Below are 17,112 nucleotides of genomic sequence, written 5' to 3'. Positions count from 1 at the left end.
GCGCGGGGCGGGGCGGGGCGCGGGGCGGGGCGCGGGGGCGGGGGCGGGGCGCGGGGGTTAGGCGGTTTGGCAGGTGCGGCACCAGTACAGGTTGCGGCCGGCCAGTTCGCCGCGACTGACCTCGGTGCCGCAGACGTGGCAGGGTGCTCCCGGGCGGCGGTAGACGTACACCTCGCCGCCGTGCCGGTCCACCCGCGCCGACCGGCCCATCGCCTCCGGCAGGTGCGCGTCGCGGACCGTGTCGATCCGGCCGTGCTCGACAGCGAGCCGCATCAGCCCGACCAGGTCGGCCCAGAGCGCGTTCCAGCCGGTCCTGGTCAACTGTCGGCCCGGCATCCTCGGCGGCAGGCCCGCCCGGAACAGCGCCTCGGTCACGAAGATCAAACCGGTGCCGGCCACCACCGACTGGTCCAACAACAGCGCGGCGAGAGGAGTGGGGCTGCGGGCGATCCGGGCGTACGCCCGCTCCGGCTCGGCGTCGGCGCGCAACGGGTCCGGCCCGAGACGGTCGCGCAGCGCGGCCACCTCGGGTGGGGTGAGCAGCTCACAGGCCGTCGGCCCGCGCAGGTCGAGCCAGTGCCGATCGCTGGCCAGTCGTAGTCGCACCTGCCCGACCGGCTCCGGCGGCTCCCCCGGCCCGTCGGTGAACTTGCCGTACAACCCGAGGTGTACGTGCAACGTCAGCTCGCCGGCGTAGTGGTGCAGCAGATGCTTCCCGTACGCCTCGGTGCCCTCCAGCACTGTCCCGGAGAGCCGTGCGGCACCCTCGGCGAAGCGGCCCTGCGGGCTGGCGGCGTGCAGCTTGTCCCCGGCGAACAGCTCGGCGTGCCGGGCCGCCAGGCGATGGATCGTGTGTCCCTCTGGCACAGGTGCCAAGGATAGCCAGCCCCGCCCGACCGGCCGCGCGCTGATCGACCCGGCCCCCTCCGCCATGCTGATCGACTCGGGTTTCAGGAGACCGGGGTGTTGCGATGAGCGGGACACCCCAACTGTCAGGAAGGCGAGTCGATCGAGGTGGGCGGGACGGTCAGCCCTGACGCTGCTCCTTGACGCCGCTCACGAACGCGGCCCAGGTGGCAGGGGCGAAGGTCAGCGCCGGGCCGGTCGGGTCCTTGCTGTCCCGTACGCCCACGACGCCGGGGAGGCTGGTCACCGCGCTGACCCTTGCCCGTCGGCACCGTCCGGTCTGGAGTTGGACACGCTGGCGCACGGTGTGCCGTTGCGGCGCGGACCTGCCCTGCCGGGCGCGGCACCGCATCCCGATCAACCGCGGGCACTGGCCGACGTGACCGGACTCAGGCCCGGCGACCTGCTGCTGATCGGCGAAGCGTGCTCAGCGCAGTTCGCCGGTGACCGGGCGCTGCGCTTTCGACTGGTGAGCGTGGACCCGCGCCCGACCTACCACGGGTGGGTCTGGCTGACGGGGCCAAGCCGAGCCGAGGGCGAGCCGAGGTAGGGCCAGGCGGCGAGGCCGGTCGAGGCCGTTCTCGGCGACCGTACCCAGGATTGGTGTCAGGAAACGCCCAGGTGGGTATTTGAGGGCCGACACCGCGTGGGTGCCACCCTTTCCGTCGGCCACCACGCATTCATCAGGAGGTGTGTAGTGGTCAGGATTCCTTCGCTGTCCCGCCGGTCCGAGCCGGCACCGACGCGGGACGAGAACCTCGACGGCCGCGTGGACGGCCGCGACACCCCGGTCACCGAGACCGGTCAGTCCGACGACGGCGTCGGCCGCCCGGTGGTCACCGACCGGGACGCCGACCAGACGACGTACCGCAGCGCCGGCGCGACCGGCGGCCAGACCAGCGAGGCCGAGCGGCGGGCCAACGAGCGGGCGGCAGTGGCCCGAGCCGCCACCGCGCGACCGGTGGAGACCGATTCCCGGGGCACCGCCTCCCGCCCTGTCGCACCCGAGCCCGTGAACGGCACGACCCGCCCTGTCGCACCCAAGCCCGTGACCGGCACGACCAGCCCGGTGGCACCCGAGCCCCACACCACCGACAAGGTGGGGACCGAGTCCCGGCCCACCGTCGCCCCGACCACGGCTCGCACCGCCGACCTCGACAGCACCACCCGTCGGCCCGACACCACGGACCGGGTCACCACGGACCGGCCGGTCGACCCGACCCCGGGCGTGGACACGCCCGAGCCGCCGGTGACGCGTGGCCCGAAGCCGCGGGCCAGCCTGCTCGCCACCCTCGGCCTGATCGTCTCGGTCGCCGGCGCGATGTTCGTGCTGACCGGGACCCTGGCCGGGTACGGCATCGGGCTCGGCGCGTTCGGCGCGGTGCTCGCGGTGCTCGGCCTGATGGCCACCCGTCGCCGGCACGTCGCCGGCAAGACCGACGCGCTCTTCGGCGTGCTGATCGGGCTGGCCGCGGTCGTGATCGGGGTGCTCGCGATGACCGGTCAGTTCGACTGGCCGACCACCGACGGCGACTGGGTGTCGCGCTTCCGAGAGTGGCTTGACTCACAGTTTGTGGATCGTTTCTAGCGGGCACTGTTCCGCTCGCCGGTGATGCACCGGCGAACAGCCGGCGGTTCGCCGGCAGCCCGATCTCATCCGGTGGTTCACCGGCCGGGCGACACCCTTTCAGGGGCGGCGGTTCGCCGCCCCTGAAGTGTGTCCGGGGCCTGGCCCGAAACACGACTCCCGACCAGGTGGGCCCCGACGCAACGATTCGCAGGAGCAGAGCGCCCAGACGCAACGAATCTTCGGTCTGCGCAACTCTCGATGGTGGATCCTGCCGCTGACGCCGCATACCGTTGAGCAACGGCGCCAGCCCGTGGGCCACGGTGGCCGGGCGCGCCCGACCCCTGGGAGCAGGACAATGACGATGGACGCCACCAGCCAGCGCCTGTTGATGTGCCGGCCGACGTACTTCGCCGTCGATTACGCGATCAACCCCTGGATGGACCCGAGCGCGCCGGTCGACGCCGCGCTGGCCGTCCGGCAGTGGGAGCAACTGCGCCAGACGTACCTTGACCTGGGCCACACCGTCGAGGAGATCACTCCGGTGCCCGGCCTGCCCGACATGGTCTTCGCCGCCAACGGCGGCACCGTGATCGACGGCAAGGCCATGGCAGTGCAGTTCCGGGACCCGCAGCGCGCCGACGAGGCGCCGGCGTACCGGGCCTGGTTCGAGGCCGCCGGCTTCGAGATGTACGACCCGAAGCACGTCAACGAGGGCGAGGGCGACGTCCTGCTGGCCGGTGACCACCTGCTGGCCGGCACCGGCTTCCGCACGGCGCACGCCGCACACGCCCAGTTGCAGGAGGTCTTCGGCTACCCGGTGATCACCATGCAACTCGTCGACCCGCGCTTCTACCACCTGGACACCGCGTTGACAGTGCTGGACGAGCGGACCGTGGCGTACCTGCCGGAGGCGTTCTCCCCGGGCAGCCAGGCTGTGCTGCGCCGGCTCTTCCCCGACGCGGTGCACGCCACGATGGCCGACGCCGAGGTGCTGGGGCTGAACGCGGTCAGCGACGGGCGGCACGTGGTGCTGCCCGCGCAGGCCACCGACCTGGCCGCCAAGCTGCGCGACCGGGGCTACGAAACCATCGGGGTCGACCTGTCCGAGCTACGTAAGGCCGGCGGCGGACCGAAGTGCTGCACGCTGCGACTCCGTCAGGGAAAGGCAAGCAAGTGATAGTGGATGACAAGCTGCGTACGCCGGGAGCGGTCCGGGACGCCGAGCGCTGGACCGCGCACAACTACCACCCGCTGCCGGTGGTGATCTCGTCCGCCGAGGGCGCCTGGCTCACCGACGTGGACGGCCGCCGCTACCTGGACTGCCTCGCCGGCTACTCGGCGCTGAACTTCGGTCACCGGCACCCGCAGCTGATCGCCGCCGCGCACGCCCAACTGGACCGGCTGACGCTGACCAGCCGGGCGTTCATCCACGACCAGTTCGCCGACTTCTGCCGGGAGCTGGCCGAGCTGTGCGGCAAGGACCTCGTGCTGCCGATGAACACCGGCGCCGAGGCGGTGGAGACCGGGATCAAGGTGGCCCGCAAGTGGGGCTACCAGGTCAAGGGCGTGGCCGCCGGGCAGGCCAACATCGTGGTCGCCGAGGGCAACTTCCACGGCCGGACCACCACCATCGTGAGCTTCTCCACCGACGAGGACGCCCGCGCCGACTTCGGGCCGTACACCCCGGGGTTCACTGTCGTGCCGTACGGCGACCTGGCCGCGCTGACCGCCGCGATCGACGAGAACACGGTGGCCGTGCTGCTGGAGCCGATCCAGGGTGAGCAGGGTGTGGTGGTGCCGCCGGAGGGTTACCTGCCGGGCGTACGCCAGGTCTGCACCGAGCGCAACGTGCTGTTCATCGCCGACGAGATCCAGTCGGGTCTGGGGCGTACCGGCTCGACCTTCGCCTGTGACCACGAGGGCGTCGTGCCGGACATGTACCTGCTCGGCAAGGCGCTCGGCGGCGGCATCGTGCCGGTCTCCGCGGTGGCCGCGAACGCCGACGTGCTCGGCGTGCTCAAGCCCGGCCAGCACGGCTCCACCTTCGGCGGTAACCCGCTCGCCTGCGCGGTGGCGATCGAGGTGGTCCGGCTGCTGGCCACCGGCGAGTTCCAACGCCGCTCGGCCGAGCTGGGTGAGCGGCTGCGGGCTGGCCTGGAAGGGCTGCTCGGCAAGGGGCTCGTCGGGGTCCGCGTCCGTGGCCTGTGGGCCGGGCTGGACATCGACCCGGCGCTGATGAGCGGTCGGGAGGCGTGCGAGCGGCTTGCCGCGCGCGGAGTACTCGCCAAGGACACCCACGGCTCCACCATCCGGCTCGCCCCGCCGCTGGTGATCACCGAGGAGGAGATCGATCTGGCGGTGACCCAGCTGGCCGAGGTGCTGGCCGGCTGACCCAGAGACATGGTGAAAGGCGGGCGTCGGGGTTCCGGCGCCCGCCTTTCGCGTCAGGGGCGGGGCAGGCGCATGGCCATCGTCGGGGCCTCGGCCATCACCGAGGTGGGGGTGAACGGGGCACCGGTGGGCAACTCCTCGGCCCGACCGATCTGCACCCCCGGGTACAGCTCCACCATGTCGTTCTCGCCCAGCACCCGGGACTGCTGCGGCGCCAGCGGGATCCGGTCGGACTCGGTCATCGAACCGGCCGGGCGGATGCCAGAGCCGTTGGTGCTGACGTCGGTCACGATGACCTCGCCGACCCGCAACTCGAAGCGGACGTGACCACGGCTGATCCAGCGCCGGGCCTCGTCGTTGAGCCACTGCCCGAGCATGATCCCGCCGTCCTGCTCGGGGGCCCGACCGGCCACGATCGGCTGCTCCTCGCTGAGCACGAACCGCCGTCGGACCAGACCACCGACGCGCACCGCGAGCACCTCGGTACGCGGACGCGGGCCGCCGTCACCGAGCCGTACGCCGTGCCGGGGGCAGGTCGGCACGCCGTTGCGCAGCGCGGGCGGCGGCTGCGCGGCGGGGCTGCGGTCGGCACCCCCGGCCAGGTCGGCGAACGCGCCACCCCCACCGCCGCCGCCGAACAGCGCGCAGCCCGACTCCGGGCAGCGCCACTGGCGGGCCAGCAGCTTGGCACCGGTCGGCGACCGCTTCCCGGCCACCGGCGAGTGGCCACCACCGACGTGCGCGATGAACACCGGGCCGCCGGCACCCGGCACCGGCGCGACCACCCGACCGGGCTGCTCGACCAGCCAGGGGAACCGACCGCGCAGCCCGTCGAAGCGGACTCGGCTGAGCACCGGCAGACCGAGCAGGTCGGCGACCTCCAACATCCGGTCACCCGGGTTGTCGAGCACCTCGACGAGCCCGTCGTCGGCCCAGCGGCGGACGACCATCCGCTCGTTCGAGGTGAGGTCGGCGTCGGAGAGCAACGCCCTGTGCACCACCGCGTAGACCTGGACGCTGTCCTCTTCCAACTCGCGGGAGAGCGCGTCGATGACCATGCCGAGGCGTAGCAGGCTGGCCGGCCGACCACCGTCGATGTCCTGGTAGCGGATCACCTCGGCCAGGTCGACAACGGCTCGGGCCAGTGACGGGTCCGTGCAGACCCGACCCTCGATGGCATCCAGAACCTTGCTGATCTCGAATCTCATGCCGCACTCCGGACGATGTCGTCAATTCGCCGGGCCAGCTCGACATCCCGGTGGGTGACCCCACCGGCCGAGTGCGTGACACAGCGGAAGGTCAGGGTCCGCCATCGGATGTCGATGTCGGGATGGTGGTCGAACTCCTCTGCCACCGTCGCCACCCGGTCCACCACAGCGATGGCCGCCGGGAAACTGCCGAGCTGGACGGTACGACCGATGCCGGTCGGGTCACCCGACCAGTCGGGCAACCGGCTCAGCTCTTCTCGCACCGCGTCCGCGGTGAGCAGGTCTGCCATGACCAGACCCTACCGGTGGGGCGGCTGGCTCAGCGGACGCGCTCCCTCGAGCCCCAAGCGGTGTCGGCCAGAGACGCGACGGCGGGGCGGCATCACCAGATGCCGCCCCGCCGATCAATATCGTGTCAGCCGCGAAGCGGCAGTTCCGTTCAGCCGCGCAGCGGCCGACCCACCTCGTGCAGGTGACCGAGCGCCTGCCGGTACGACTCGACCAGCCCGGTCTCCGCGTACGGGATGCCCTGCTCGACGCAGTAGGCGCGAACGATCGGCTGGGCCCGGCGCAGGTTCGCGCGGGGCATGTTCGGGAAGAGGTGGTGCTCGATCTGGTAGTTGAGGCCACCGAGAGTGGTGTCCACCAGTCGGCTGCCGCGCACGTTGCGGGAGGTCAGCACCTGCTTACGCAGGAAGTCCAGCTCGTCCTCGGCGGTCGGCATCGGCATGCCCTTGTGGTTCGGCGCGAACGCGCAGCCCATGTAGAGGCCCCACAGCGCCTGGTGCACGGCGGCGAAGAGCAGCGCCTTGACCGGGGACATGACCGCCAACAGCAGCGCCACGTAAGCGGCGGTGTGCGCGACGAGCAACGCCGCTTCGACAGCCCGGTGCCGCATCGGGACGGCGTACTTGCCGTCCTCCCGGCCGACGATCGCCCGGATGCTCGCCACGTGCAGGTTCAGGCCCTCGAGCAGCAGCATCGGGAAGAAGAAGTACGCCTGCCGCTGAGCCATCCAACGGCCGAACCCCCGGGTCTCCAACGCCTGCTCGGGCGTCCACACCAGGGCCCCCGCGCCGACGTCCGGGTCCTCGTCCTCGTGGTTCGGGTTGGCGTGGTGCCGGTTGTGCTTGTCGACCCACCAGCCGTAGCTGATCCCGACCGCCACGTTGCCGGCGAGCAGCCCCACCAACTCGCTGGGGCCACGCCGACGGAACATCTGGCGGTGCCCAGCGTCGTGACCGAGGAACGCGACCTGGGTGGTGGCCACGGCCATCAGTGCCGCGAGCGGGAGCTGCCACCAGGAGTCGCCGAGCAGGAACACGGCCACCCAGCCGGCCACGAAGGCACCGAGGGTGAGCACGATGCGGGTGACATACCAGCCGGGGCGCCGCTCCAGCAGGCCCGCCTGGCTGATCCGTCGGGACAACTGTGCGTAGTCACTGCCTCGCCGTCGTACCGGCGGTTCCGCCACCGCTCCGAGCGCCATCGCTGCTCCCGTTCCGCTTGCGCCCGTACCGGGGTGGTTCGGGCTTAATGTCAAGTCTCCCAATCGCGGTAGCGCTGAGTAACCCCGACAACCCCCGAATGGGGGGTAGGGCAGGCCCTACCCCTACTGGTTCGACTCAGCTCAGTCGGCCCACCGCGGCGCGCAGTCGAGCCAGGTCACGTCGACGCCGCTCGTAGGTGGCGGCGAGCCCGACCAACGCCAGCCCGCCGATCCCCAGGTAGATCCACCGGGGCAGCAGATCCCACCCCCGGGCCAGCTCGTGCAGCGCCAACAGCGTCAGCACCCCGCCGCCGAGCAGCACCGGCGCCTGCCACCGGCGGGTCGCGCCGGCCAGCACCGCGCCGGTCGCCGCCACACCGAGGAGCAGTCGCCGCCACGGCTGCGGGTCCGACCCGGCCAGCACCGACACGAGGCTGGGCAGCAACGCCGCGACCAGCCCCGGGCCGAGGGCCGGCCAACTGGTCAGCCCCGGCCGGGTGCGCAGCGCCAACAGACCCGCTCCGACGGCGAGCGCCGCGGCCGGCAGGGTGTACGCCTCCAGCACTGTCACCCCACCGGCGGCCAGCAGCACCCAGGCTCCGAGCAACTCGCTGCCGGCGGCGATCCCGGCGAACGCCCACCGCCGACCGGCGGGTTCACCCCGGCGCAGCAGCCGCAGCGCGACGGCGACACCCCAGAGGAGGCAGACGGTGGCGAGGTGCCGCGCCGCCTCGACGGCGAGCACCGCCGCCACCAGCGCGACTGCCTGCGCGGTGGCGTCCAGCACCAGTCCCAGCCGGACCCGCGCCGGGATGACCGCCGCGGCGGCCAGCACCAACGCGGCCACCGCCAGCAGTGGGTACGCGGCAGCCCGCAAGGGCAGCCCACCGGCGAGCGGGGCGGTCACCGCCAACGCGGACGCCGCGCCCACTGCGGCGAGACAACCGGCGACCCGTACCTCGAACCGGCGCGCCCCGGCGGCGACCGCGACCGCCGCCACCAGCAGCGCCCCCTCGGCGGCAAGCGTCCCGGCCCGGGTGGCCAGCAGACCGAGCACACCGGAGGCCACCAGCACCACGCCCACCGGCACTGCGACCGGTGTGAGCGCCGGGCGGGCCGCCGCCAGCGCGGTGAACAGCAGCGCCGCCAGGCCGGCGAGCAGGACGGCGGCCGGCAGCACAGGCCACGGCGCGCCGATCGCGATGAGCAGCACCGGCAGCGCCGCCGCGACGAACGGCAGCGCGGGCGGCACCGGCAGGCCGACCCGCCGACCGGCCAGCGCGCCGGCCACCGCCAGCACTACCAATGCGAACCCGACCGGGAGCACCGTCGGGTCGGCGACGACGGTGGGCACCCCCGACCACACCCGGGTCCCGCCGCCGTAGGGCGACCCGAGCGCGGTCAGCACCGTCGGCAGGGCCGCCAGGACGGCGACCACTGCCAGCGTTCCGCCGGCCGCCAGCACCAGCGCCGACCAGGCCGACTCGCGCCCGTCGGCCGCCGACCGGTCCCCCAGGACCGCCTGGCCGGAGGCGCTCGCCGACGGCAGCCAGCAGGCGACGAACGTGACACCCAGCGCGGCCAGCGCCGCGTACAGCACGAGCGGCTCGTCACCCGCCCCGACCAGCGGCGCGAGGCCGGGCACGGTCACCGCTGCGGCGGCGCCGGTCACCGCGTACCCGATCAGCTCCAACCGGTGGCGGCGGGCCGCGAGCGCCGCGACCAGCGACAGCCCGGCGGCGGCCAGCGCGAGCCGGGCCTGCCACCAGGGCGGCCCGCCCGCGGCGAACGTCGCCACCGCAGCGATCCCGGGCAGCGTGAGCTGCCCGACCAGCAGACCCGCACCGGCCACCTCCCGGTACGCGCCGACCCCCCGTCGGACGGCCAGTGCCAGCCCGACCACGGCGAGCACGCCGAGCGCCACCAGGGCACCGGTCGGAGCTGCCAGTGCGACCAGCAGCCCGTGCCCGAGCAGGACGGCACCGCCGAGCGCACGGGTGCGCAGGGCGACCGGTGGCGTGCTCGGGCGGGCCAGCACGGCGAGCAGCAGCGCGACCCCGCCGACCAGGTCGACGGCGACCACCTGAGGCCAGGAGGCCGTCCAGCCGGCGGGTACGGCGAACAGCACCGCCACCGCGCCGGCGGTGGCGAGCACCGCCCGCGTGTTCCGAGGGAGCAACAGCACAGTGGCCCCGATCGCCAGCGCCACAGCGGGCGCCAGCTGCCAACCCCAGCTCAGGTCCGGCCCAGTCCCAGCCCCGCCCCAGGGCGGCAGCGACCGGCCGACGGCGGCGACCGCCAGCCCGATGGTGATCAACACGGTGACCTGCGCCGTGCCCGCCGCGACGACCAGCGCCCCGGCCCGCGGACCGGTCCGCCAACCGCCACCACCGTCCGTTGCCGCTCCGGCCGCCGCCGGCAGGAGCCGCACGGCGGCGGCCATCCCGAGCGCCACCGTCGCCGCCGCGAGCAGCAGCATTGACGGCCGCAGCTCCGCCACCGGACGCAGCAGGGCCGCTGCGAGCACCGGCACCAGCAGCCCGGCCGCCACCGCCCGCAGCGCCCGCCCCCCGACGAGCCAGGCCGCACCGAACCCGGTCAGCGCGACCAGCAACAGCGGCACCCCGGCCAGCAGTGGCGAGCCCGCCGCCCGCCCGCCGACCAGCGGCACCATCGCGCACGCCGAGGCGCCCACCAGCGCGGCGACGTGACCGGCGCCGGCCAACACCCGGCCGACGAGCTGCGCCGCCCCTCCCCGGCCACGCAGCGCGGCCAGCACAGCCAGGTTCAGCGACGCCACCCCGAGCAGGACCAACGCCCACCCCGCCGCACCCAGCCCGGCATCGGCGGCGAGCAGCGGCAACGCCGGCTGGGCGGCCACCAGGGCGGCGAACCAGGGCCCCGTCAACCCGCTCCACCGGCCGTACGCCACGGCGACCGCCGCGCTGGCCCCCCCGACCAGCGCGGCGTACCGGCTGCCCGGCCAGCCGGTCACGCCGGCCAGGTCCACCGACCAGGCCGCGTAACCGTCAAGCACCACCAGCAGCAATCCCACCGCGGCGAACGTCTCCGCCGTACCGCGCAGCCCTCGACGGACCGCCAACAGCGGTACGCCCAGCGCGAGCGCCGTGAACGCCACCAGGATCAACGCCCGTCCGGCGACCCCCACCGCCGCCCAGGCGACAGCTGTGAACACCACCGCCGCGGTCCCCAGCAGGAGTCCACCGAGGACGAAGAGCAGACCCTGGACCGTCCGGGTCGAGGTTTCCGCCGCACCCGGGCCCGAACCCGTCGCGACGCCGGGGCCCGGGCCGATGAACGGCGCCGGGCCGACGACAGGCGCCGGGCGCGCCACGACCGAGGCCGCCAACCCGGCGCGGACGACAGCAGCCAGTTCGGCCCGCCGCCCGGACACTGTCGACAGCCGTCCGGCCAGCTCGGTGTACGTGCGGCGAGCCCGCTCCACCTGGGGCTCAAGCTCGGCGACCTCCCGGCTCAGCCGAACCACCTCAGCGGCGATCGGGTCGGGCGCGCGTCGGCAGCCGGAGCAACCGGCGCTCAGATCGGCCGGTGCACCGCAGGCGGGGCAGGGGTAACGGGTGTCGTCCACCCGGTCATCATCGACAACCGACCGGGGTACGACCCAGAGTGCGCGTACTCAGGATCGGGTGTGTTCGTACACCCAGGTGGCGTAGTCGGGATTGCCGCTCTCCACCCTGGACACCAGGATCTCCGGCACCTCGTACGGGTGGCTGACCCGGATCTGGTCCAGCAACGCGGTGAGCCGATCCGGTGCGGTCTTGAACTGCACGGACCACTCGGTGCTCGTCTCCATCCCGGACCGCCACCAGTAGGTGCTGTCCACCTGACCACCCACCTGGGCGCAGGCGGCGAGCCTGCCGGCGACGGCCGCAGCCGCCAGCACGTCGGCGACCGAACGCGCGTCCACCACCGTTGTCACCACGCAGATCTCGTCCACGCCCGCACCCTACGCGGACATTTACCGATTAGCGGCGATCCAAGCATCAATCTGCGCCCACCAATCGAAGAGCCAGTCGATGCGTTCCTGCCGTCCGGTCGGTACGTCCTCCGGCGGCACGGACCAGAACCGCATCACGATCCGCTTGTCCATCGGCAGTTCCCGCCACACGTCGGCGACGGTGAGCATCCGGTCCAGACCGGTGTGGGCGACGAAGATGACCCCGGCGTCCGGTGCGGCGTCCAGCGCGGCGAGCATTCCACCGGGCTGCGGAGCGAGCACGTGGCGCATCCGCTCGGCGCGCAGGGCCATCCGTTCCAGGCCGAGGGAGCGCAGCCGGGCGATGGCGCGCAGCCGTCGCCTGGGGGTGAAGTTGCCGCCCTCGGGAAAGATCACGAACGCGTCGTTGTCGTCCAGGCCGGTGGCGAGGTGCCCGACCTGGCGTACCGTCTCCTCGCCGCGCTCCGGGGTCGGCGCGATGAACCGGTTGGGCAGCCGGTTGAGCAGCACGTCGATCGCCGGATCCCACTGGAGGCTGTCCTTGAGGACGATCCGAGGCTCGCGGTGGAACCAGTTGACCAGCCCATGGATCAGGATGAACGAGTCGCCCGGCCCGGCGTGCCGACAGAGCACCAGCTCGGGCCGGCCGGGCAGCGCGGTGTCCGGGTCGGTGCCCACCACGTCGATGCTCAGGCGCAGTGTCCATCGTGCCTGCCAGAACAGCACCCGCAGGAACCAGCCGGCCAGCACGTAGTGCGCGCGCTGGAAGGCCGGCGACCGGGTGCGCCAGCCGAAGCCGGAGACGATCCAGAGCAGGAAGAGCGCGAGCAGCGCGGCGGCGTCCCAGACCAGGTAGAAGCAGCCGATCCAGAGCAGTCGAAGCGGGCGCAACCGGCCCGGGACCAGCGGGGACGCGGCCGCGGCGAGCAGCGCCCAGATCGGCAACGTGGTGACCACGAGGAAGGCGAGCAGCACGACGGCGGGGGCGATCAGCAACCGACGCAGCCATCGAGGAGGCAGCGGCATCAACGCTCCAGGTGGGTGGCGAGATAGCGCCGGGAGGCGGTGTACGCGCGGCTGATCCGCCGGCCCACCGCAGCCATGTCCCGGTACGCCCACGGCGTGTCGTCGCGTGGGTTGAGCCCGCCGGTCGGCAGGACATGCACCTCCACCCCCTCGGGCAGAGCCGCCATCTCCCGGAAGAACCGGTGCCGGCGGGAGATCTCGAACGCGACCTGCGCGATCTCCCACGGCCGACGGGGTGGGGTCAGCTCCCGTTCGATCCGGCCCACCTGCAGGACGTAGATCCGGCGGGCGCCGACGGCCACCGCCTCGCCGATCGGAATGGAGTTGACGATGCCGCCGTCCACGTAGTGCGCGCCGTCGATCTCCATCGGCGGAAGCAGGCCCGGCACCGAGGCCGACGCCATCACCGCCGGCACCACCGGACCGCTGTCGAACCAGTGCTCGGCGGCCCGCTCGATGTGGGCGGCGCAGCACCGGAACGGCACCCGCAGGTCGGCGAAGGTGGTGTCCACCCCCAGCTCGGTCTCGAGCAGGCGGCGCAGGGGCCGGGGTGAGTGCAGGTGGGTACGGGCGGCGAAGCGGCGCAGCTGCCGGGCGACCGAGTCGCCGTACACCTCGCTCGCCTCCGGCGAGGCCCAGAGCCGGACCAGCCGGTCGGTCACCGCCTCGGACGGGTCGGCGGCGACCAGCGCGCCGTTGACCGCGCCGATCGAGGTGCCGAGGACCATGTCGGGTTGGATACCGGCCCGGAACAGGGCACGCAACATGCCGACCTCGACCGCGCCGAGCACTCCACCGCCGCCGAGCACGAACGCCACCGGTCCCCCCGCCATGTCTCTCATCCTGGCACGGGCCCGCAGCCGCCCGGTGGGCCGCTGTCGACCGGCGGTCGGCGCACGGCAGGCACCGTCCGTCGACGGCCGGTGGCGACGGCGTTGACAGGCAGGACGCATTCGCGCAACCTGATACCGCTCCCACCCCTGAGGCAGGTGCGATCCGTGAAGGCAGCGCTGCATCCGGGCCGATTGCTGGCTCGCAGATACCGACTTCTGGACCAGATCGGCGCCGGTGGCATGTCGGTCATCTGGCGTGCCCGGGACGAGGTACTGGACCGGGTGGTCGCGCTGAAGGTGCTCGCCCCGTCACTTGCCGCCGACGCGCGGTTCCGGGGCATGGTGCGCGAGGAGGCACGGGCCGCCGCCCAACTGGTGCACCCGCACCTGACCTCCGTGCACGACTACGGCGAGACGGTCGACCCGGACGGCTCGATCACCTCGTTCGTGGTGATGGAGCTGCTCACCGGCGAGGAGTTGAAGCTGCGGCTCACCGAGGGGCCGTTGCCGTGGACCGAGGCGGTCCAGGTGGGCGCGCAGGTGGCGGAGGCGCTGGCCGCCGCGCACCGGCTCGGCATCGTGCACCGGGACATCACCCCGGCCAACGTGATGATGACCGGGACGGGCGTCAAGGTGCTCGACTTCGGCATCGCCACCCGGATCGGCGCGCCCGACGAGGACGAGGACGGCGAGACCTTCGGCACCCCGGCGTACGTCGCCCCGGAACGTCTTGACGGTGCGCCTGCCCAACCGTCCACCGACGTCTACTCGCTCGGAGTGCTGCTGCACGAGGCGCTCACCGGTCGGGTCCCGTATCCGGCGGACACCTGGGAGCAGCTCAGCGCCGCGCTGGCCAGTGGTCCGCCGCCGACGCTGGCCGACCTACCGGACCTGCCCGCACCGGTGGCCCAGATCTGCCTGCGCAGCCTCGCTCGGAACCCGGCCGATCGGCCGACCGCCCGGCAGGTCGCCACCGCGCTCCGCGACCACGCGCTGCCCGCCGATCCCCCGACGGCGACCATCCGGGTGCCCACCCAGCCCCTGCCACAGCAGTCGCCCGCCGTCGCGACGGCCAGCGTCCCGGCGGCGGCACGACTGGACGGAGACACGTCGGACGGCGGAACGTCCTCCAGCGCGGGCGAGCCGGCGACCGGGTCGGGCTGGTCGCGGCGGCGGCTGGTGTTGCTGCTGGTGCTGGCCGTCGGGGTGACGCTGGCCGGGGTGGCCCTGCTGCCCGAACAGCAGCCGACCCGCCGGGCGCAGCCCTCCGCCGCGCCGGTGACGACAGCGTCGACCGACCCGCCGGCCCCCGAGTCGTCCGCGCCGATCACATCGACCCCGCCGACCGCGGCACCCCCGACGAAGCCGACCACCGGGGCACCCACCTCGAACCCGGGCACCCTGACCGCTGTCGCGAACCGCGTCGACAGGTTGATCGGCACCGGCCTGAGCGCCGGCGAGATCCGCGACGACGTGGCCCTCGACCTGCGCAACGAGCTGCGCAACCTGACAGTGGCGGTCAGCTCCGGCCGCGAAGAGCTGGCACCGCCGGTGGCCCGGCTGCGCGCGAAGGTCGCCGTCCGTCTCGGTGAGGGCGGCATCAGCCCGGCGTACGCCTCTCGGCTCGACGCCGCCATCGCCGAGCTGGGCGCGACCGGGGCCTGACCCGGCGACACCGGCGGGTCAGCGCATCGGCACCCGGGCCGGTTCACGGACGCCGTGCCGGCCGAGGGCGAAGCGCCGATAGACGTCCGCGTAGCCGCTCGCCATCCGCTCGACCGAGAAGTTCTGAGCGACGTGCGTCACGCAGTCCTCCGGGTCGAGTCGCTCCGCCGCGAGCAACGCCGCAGGTAGCTCCTCCGACCGCTCGACGACGAGCCCGGTCAGCCCCGGCCGCACCAGTTCCGGCACCGCACCCCGGTTGAGCGCCACCACCGGCGTGCCGGTGGCCATCGCCTCCAACATCACCATGCCGAACGGCTCGTCCCACTGGATCGGCATGATCAGGCAGCGAGCGTCGACAAGCATCCGCAGCGTCGTCGCGCGGTCCGCGTTGAGCACCACTGTCACGTCCTCGTCGACCATCGGCGCGACGACCTGCTCGTAGTAGCGGCGCTCGGCCGGCTCGTTGCACTTGCCGGCCAACAGCAGGGGCAGTCCGGCCGCCCGGCACGCCCGGATGGCGGTGTCCGGGCCCTTGTCCGGGCTGAACCGGGCCAGCCACAGCACCGGCCCCGCGCCGGGCGTGTGCTTGCGCGGGAAGCCGCGGATGTCGAGCGCGTTGTGCACAGTGCCGGCCCAGGGCAGGTTCGGGTTCAGCCGGCGCTGGGCGTGCGAGATGGCCACCAGTGCGACGCCCGCGTCGATGTCGCTCAGCACGTCGCCGTACTCCCCGACGGGGTTGCCGTGCACCGTCGCGACAGTCGGCACGGCCCGACGGCCGGCGACCAGCGGACCGATGGTGGTGTGATCGTGGATCACGTCGAAGTCGGCGGGGCTGATCAGCCGATTCACCCGGGCCAGGTGGGCCAGCTCGGGCAGTGACTCGCCGAGCCGCTCGTACTGCACCTCGGCCACTGTGGAGACGAAGCCGTCGGCCGCCGTGCCGTGGTCACCTCCGGCGCCGAACAGCGTCACCGAGTGTCCCTGCCCGCAGAGCGCGTCCACCAGGGCGGCGACGACCTGTTCGAGGCCGCCGTAGCCGGGGGGCGGTACGGACAACCACGGCGGAACCACCATCGCGATGCGCAGCGACCGCTCCTCGGGGCGGCCCGCAGGCGGGTGGTTCACGGCCACGAGTCCTCCCCGTTGCTCCCCGGTGCGGCGGCACCGCCGGTCGGCGGCGGTTTCCCGGTGGCGTGCCCGGTAAACCGGACATGGCGGACGATCACCCGCCCACCAGGAGTTGGTCGTGGACCACCCGCACCCCGGGCGCGGACCACGCCACCCGCTCGACCTGATCGCGTTCCCACCAGGAACGGACCACGCCGGCGAGGACCAGCGTGTCGCCGTCCACCTCGACCGTCACCCGCTCGCCGCCGAGCGTGCGCAGCAGCGCCCGCTGGACGTCGCGCCGGAGCCGCTCGGCAGCCGGTGGCGCCGCGGGTCGTACCTCGATCAGGTTGGTGATCCCGCGTACGCCGTCGAGCCGGCGCACCTCGCCCTCGGCGGCCCGCCGCTGCCATCCGAACTCGACCTCACCGCGCAGCATCAGCCAGCCGTTCGCCACTGTCACGTCCAGCCGTTCGGCGGGCACGAAGCTGTCCCACTCCAGGGCGCGGGTGGCGGCGTTGGCGACCTCGGCGTCGGTACGCCCCGGAGTGCCGGGCAGCCGCACCTCCATCTCGTCGGCCACCGCCCGAACGCCGCGAACCCGCTGCGCGCACCGCGTCGCGGCCCAGCCGTGGGCGGCACCGTCCACGAATCCGGTCAGGGTGACAACGCCCTGGTCGACTGTCACCCCGATTTCGTTCGGTTGCAGCCGGGCGTCCCAGGCCAGCTCGGCCAGAACGTCGCGTTGGATCCGCTGGTCGTCGCGGACACCCACCACCTCGGTCATGGCACCCCACCCCCGGTTCCGGTCGTCGCCCTCCGAACCTGCCGGGCAAACGGGTGACGGCGGTTCACCCGATCCGGGTGAACCGCCGTCCGGGCGCGCCGTCGAGGCTGTCCCGGACGGCCGCCGCGTGCTGGTCGACGAGGGCCAGCAG

General features: G+C 73.3%; 16 protein-coding genes and 1 pseudogene. 5 read left to right on the top strand and 12 right to left on the bottom strand.

Annotation, left to right across the window (positions count from 1 at the left end):
- Nucleotides 1–57 precede the first annotated feature (57 nt).
- Entirely contained in the window at nucleotides 58–867 is an 810-nt protein-coding gene (locus tag AB0C20_RS28510) for a DNA-formamidopyrimidine glycosylase family protein (RefSeq protein WP_357187866.1), read from the bottom strand.
- Between the two features lie 160 nt (nucleotides 868–1,027).
- Nucleotides 1,028–1,147, bottom strand: a pseudogene (locus AB0C20_RS28505) (DUF397 domain-containing protein); the annotation flags it as partial.
- A gap of 45 nt (nucleotides 1,148–1,192) precedes the next feature.
- On the opposite strand from AB0C20_RS28505, the gene AB0C20_RS28500 reads away from it, so the two are divergent.
- From AB0C20_RS28500 to rocD, 4 genes are all read left to right on the top strand, one after another.
- The gene (locus AB0C20_RS28500; RefSeq protein ID WP_357569092.1) at nucleotides 1,193–1,456 is read left to right on the top strand and encodes a hypothetical protein; all 264 of its coding nucleotides are present in this window, start codon (nucleotides 1,193–1,195) and stop codon (nucleotides 1,454–1,456) included.
- 147 nt (nucleotides 1,457–1,603) lie between these two features.
- Nucleotides 1,604–2,494: a thrombospondin gene (locus AB0C20_RS28495; RefSeq protein WP_357187869.1), complete on the top strand. Its 891-nt coding sequence runs from the start codon at nucleotides 1,604–1,606 to the stop codon at nucleotides 2,492–2,494.
- Between the two features lie 343 nt (nucleotides 2,495–2,837).
- Entirely contained in the window at nucleotides 2,838–3,653 is an 816-nt protein-coding gene (ddaH, locus tag AB0C20_RS28490; RefSeq protein WP_181518433.1) for a dimethylargininase, read from the top strand.
- On the top strand, nucleotides 3,653–4,867 hold the full coding sequence (gene rocD / locus AB0C20_RS28485) for an ornithine--oxo-acid transaminase (RefSeq protein WP_357569095.1): 1,215 nt from the start codon (nucleotides 3,653–3,655) through the stop codon (nucleotides 4,865–4,867). Before ddaH ends, rocD begins: the two co-directional genes overlap by 1 nt.
- 53 nt (nucleotides 4,868–4,920) lie before the next feature.
- Here the strand turns inward: rocD and AB0C20_RS28480 are convergent, their stop codons facing one another.
- The 7 genes from AB0C20_RS28480 to AB0C20_RS28450 form a co-directional block, all read right to left on the bottom strand.
- Nucleotides 4,921–6,075, bottom strand: a complete 1,155-nt coding sequence (locus AB0C20_RS28480) for an FHA domain-containing protein (RefSeq protein ID WP_196919560.1) — start codon at nucleotides 6,073–6,075, stop codon at nucleotides 4,921–4,923.
- On the bottom strand, nucleotides 6,072–6,365 hold the full coding sequence (locus tag AB0C20_RS28475; RefSeq protein ID WP_357187870.1) for a 4a-hydroxytetrahydrobiopterin dehydratase: 294 nt from the start codon (nucleotides 6,363–6,365) through the stop codon (nucleotides 6,072–6,074). The genes AB0C20_RS28480 and AB0C20_RS28475 overlap by 4 nt, the downstream gene beginning before the upstream one ends.
- A 149-nt stretch (nucleotides 6,366–6,514) precedes the next feature.
- Nucleotides 6,515–7,564: an acyl-CoA desaturase gene (locus AB0C20_RS28470; RefSeq protein ID WP_357569091.1), complete on the bottom strand. Its 1,050-nt coding sequence runs from the start codon at nucleotides 7,562–7,564 to the stop codon at nucleotides 6,515–6,517.
- A 136-nt stretch (nucleotides 7,565–7,700) separates the two neighbouring features.
- A complete protein-coding gene (locus tag AB0C20_RS28465) occupies nucleotides 7,701–11,174 on the bottom strand; it encodes a hypothetical protein (protein ID WP_357569090.1) in 3,474 nt (1,157 codons plus the stop codon).
- Between the two features lie 48 nt (nucleotides 11,175–11,222).
- Entirely contained in the window at nucleotides 11,223–11,543 is a 321-nt protein-coding gene (gene cutA, locus AB0C20_RS28460) for a divalent-cation tolerance protein CutA (protein ID WP_091406014.1), read from the bottom strand.
- Between the two features lie 21 nt (nucleotides 11,544–11,564).
- Nucleotides 11,565–12,569 (bottom strand): 1-acyl-sn-glycerol-3-phosphate acyltransferase, encoded by a 1,005-nt coding sequence (locus tag AB0C20_RS28455; protein WP_357187876.1) that lies wholly within the window; start codon nucleotides 12,567–12,569, stop codon nucleotides 11,565–11,567.
- The gene (locus tag AB0C20_RS28450) at nucleotides 12,569–13,402 is read right to left on the bottom strand and encodes a patatin-like phospholipase family protein (RefSeq protein ID WP_238680595.1); all 834 of its coding nucleotides are present in this window, start codon (nucleotides 13,400–13,402) and stop codon (nucleotides 12,569–12,571) included. The genes AB0C20_RS28455 and AB0C20_RS28450 overlap by 1 nt, the downstream gene beginning before the upstream one ends.
- 165 nt (nucleotides 13,403–13,567) lie before the next feature.
- On the opposite strand from AB0C20_RS28450, the gene AB0C20_RS28445 reads away from it, so the two are divergent.
- Nucleotides 13,568–15,067, top strand: a complete 1,500-nt coding sequence (locus tag AB0C20_RS28445) for a protein kinase (RefSeq protein ID WP_357187878.1) — start codon at nucleotides 13,568–13,570, stop codon at nucleotides 15,065–15,067.
- 18 nt (nucleotides 15,068–15,085) lie between these two features.
- On the opposite strand, the gene AB0C20_RS28440 is transcribed toward AB0C20_RS28445, so the two are convergent.
- The 3 genes from AB0C20_RS28440 to AB0C20_RS28430 all read right to left on the bottom strand — a co-directional run bounded on the left by AB0C20_RS28440 (nucleotide 15,086) and on the right by AB0C20_RS28430 (nucleotide 17,112).
- A complete protein-coding gene (locus AB0C20_RS28440; RefSeq protein WP_357569094.1) occupies nucleotides 15,086–16,141 on the bottom strand; it encodes a glycosyltransferase family 4 protein in 1,056 nt (351 codons plus the stop codon).
- 148 nt (nucleotides 16,142–16,289) lie between these two features.
- Nucleotides 16,290–16,961, bottom strand: coding sequence for a BON domain-containing protein (locus AB0C20_RS28435; RefSeq protein WP_357569089.1), 672 nt, complete (start codon nucleotides 16,959–16,961; stop codon nucleotides 16,290–16,292).
- 64 nt (nucleotides 16,962–17,025) lie between these two features.
- Nucleotides 17,026–17,112, bottom strand: coding sequence for a hypothetical protein (locus AB0C20_RS28430; RefSeq protein ID WP_357569093.1), 87 nt, complete (start codon nucleotides 17,110–17,112; stop codon nucleotides 17,026–17,028).

The organism is Micromonospora sp. NPDC048843, from assembly GCF_040649965.1.
Taxonomy (GTDB): domain Bacteria; phylum Actinomycetota; class Actinomycetes; order Mycobacteriales; family Micromonosporaceae; genus Micromonospora; species Micromonospora hortensis.
The sequence above is the reverse complement of the archived record's forward strand: the minus strand, read 5'-3'. Positions and strand labels throughout refer to the sequence as shown.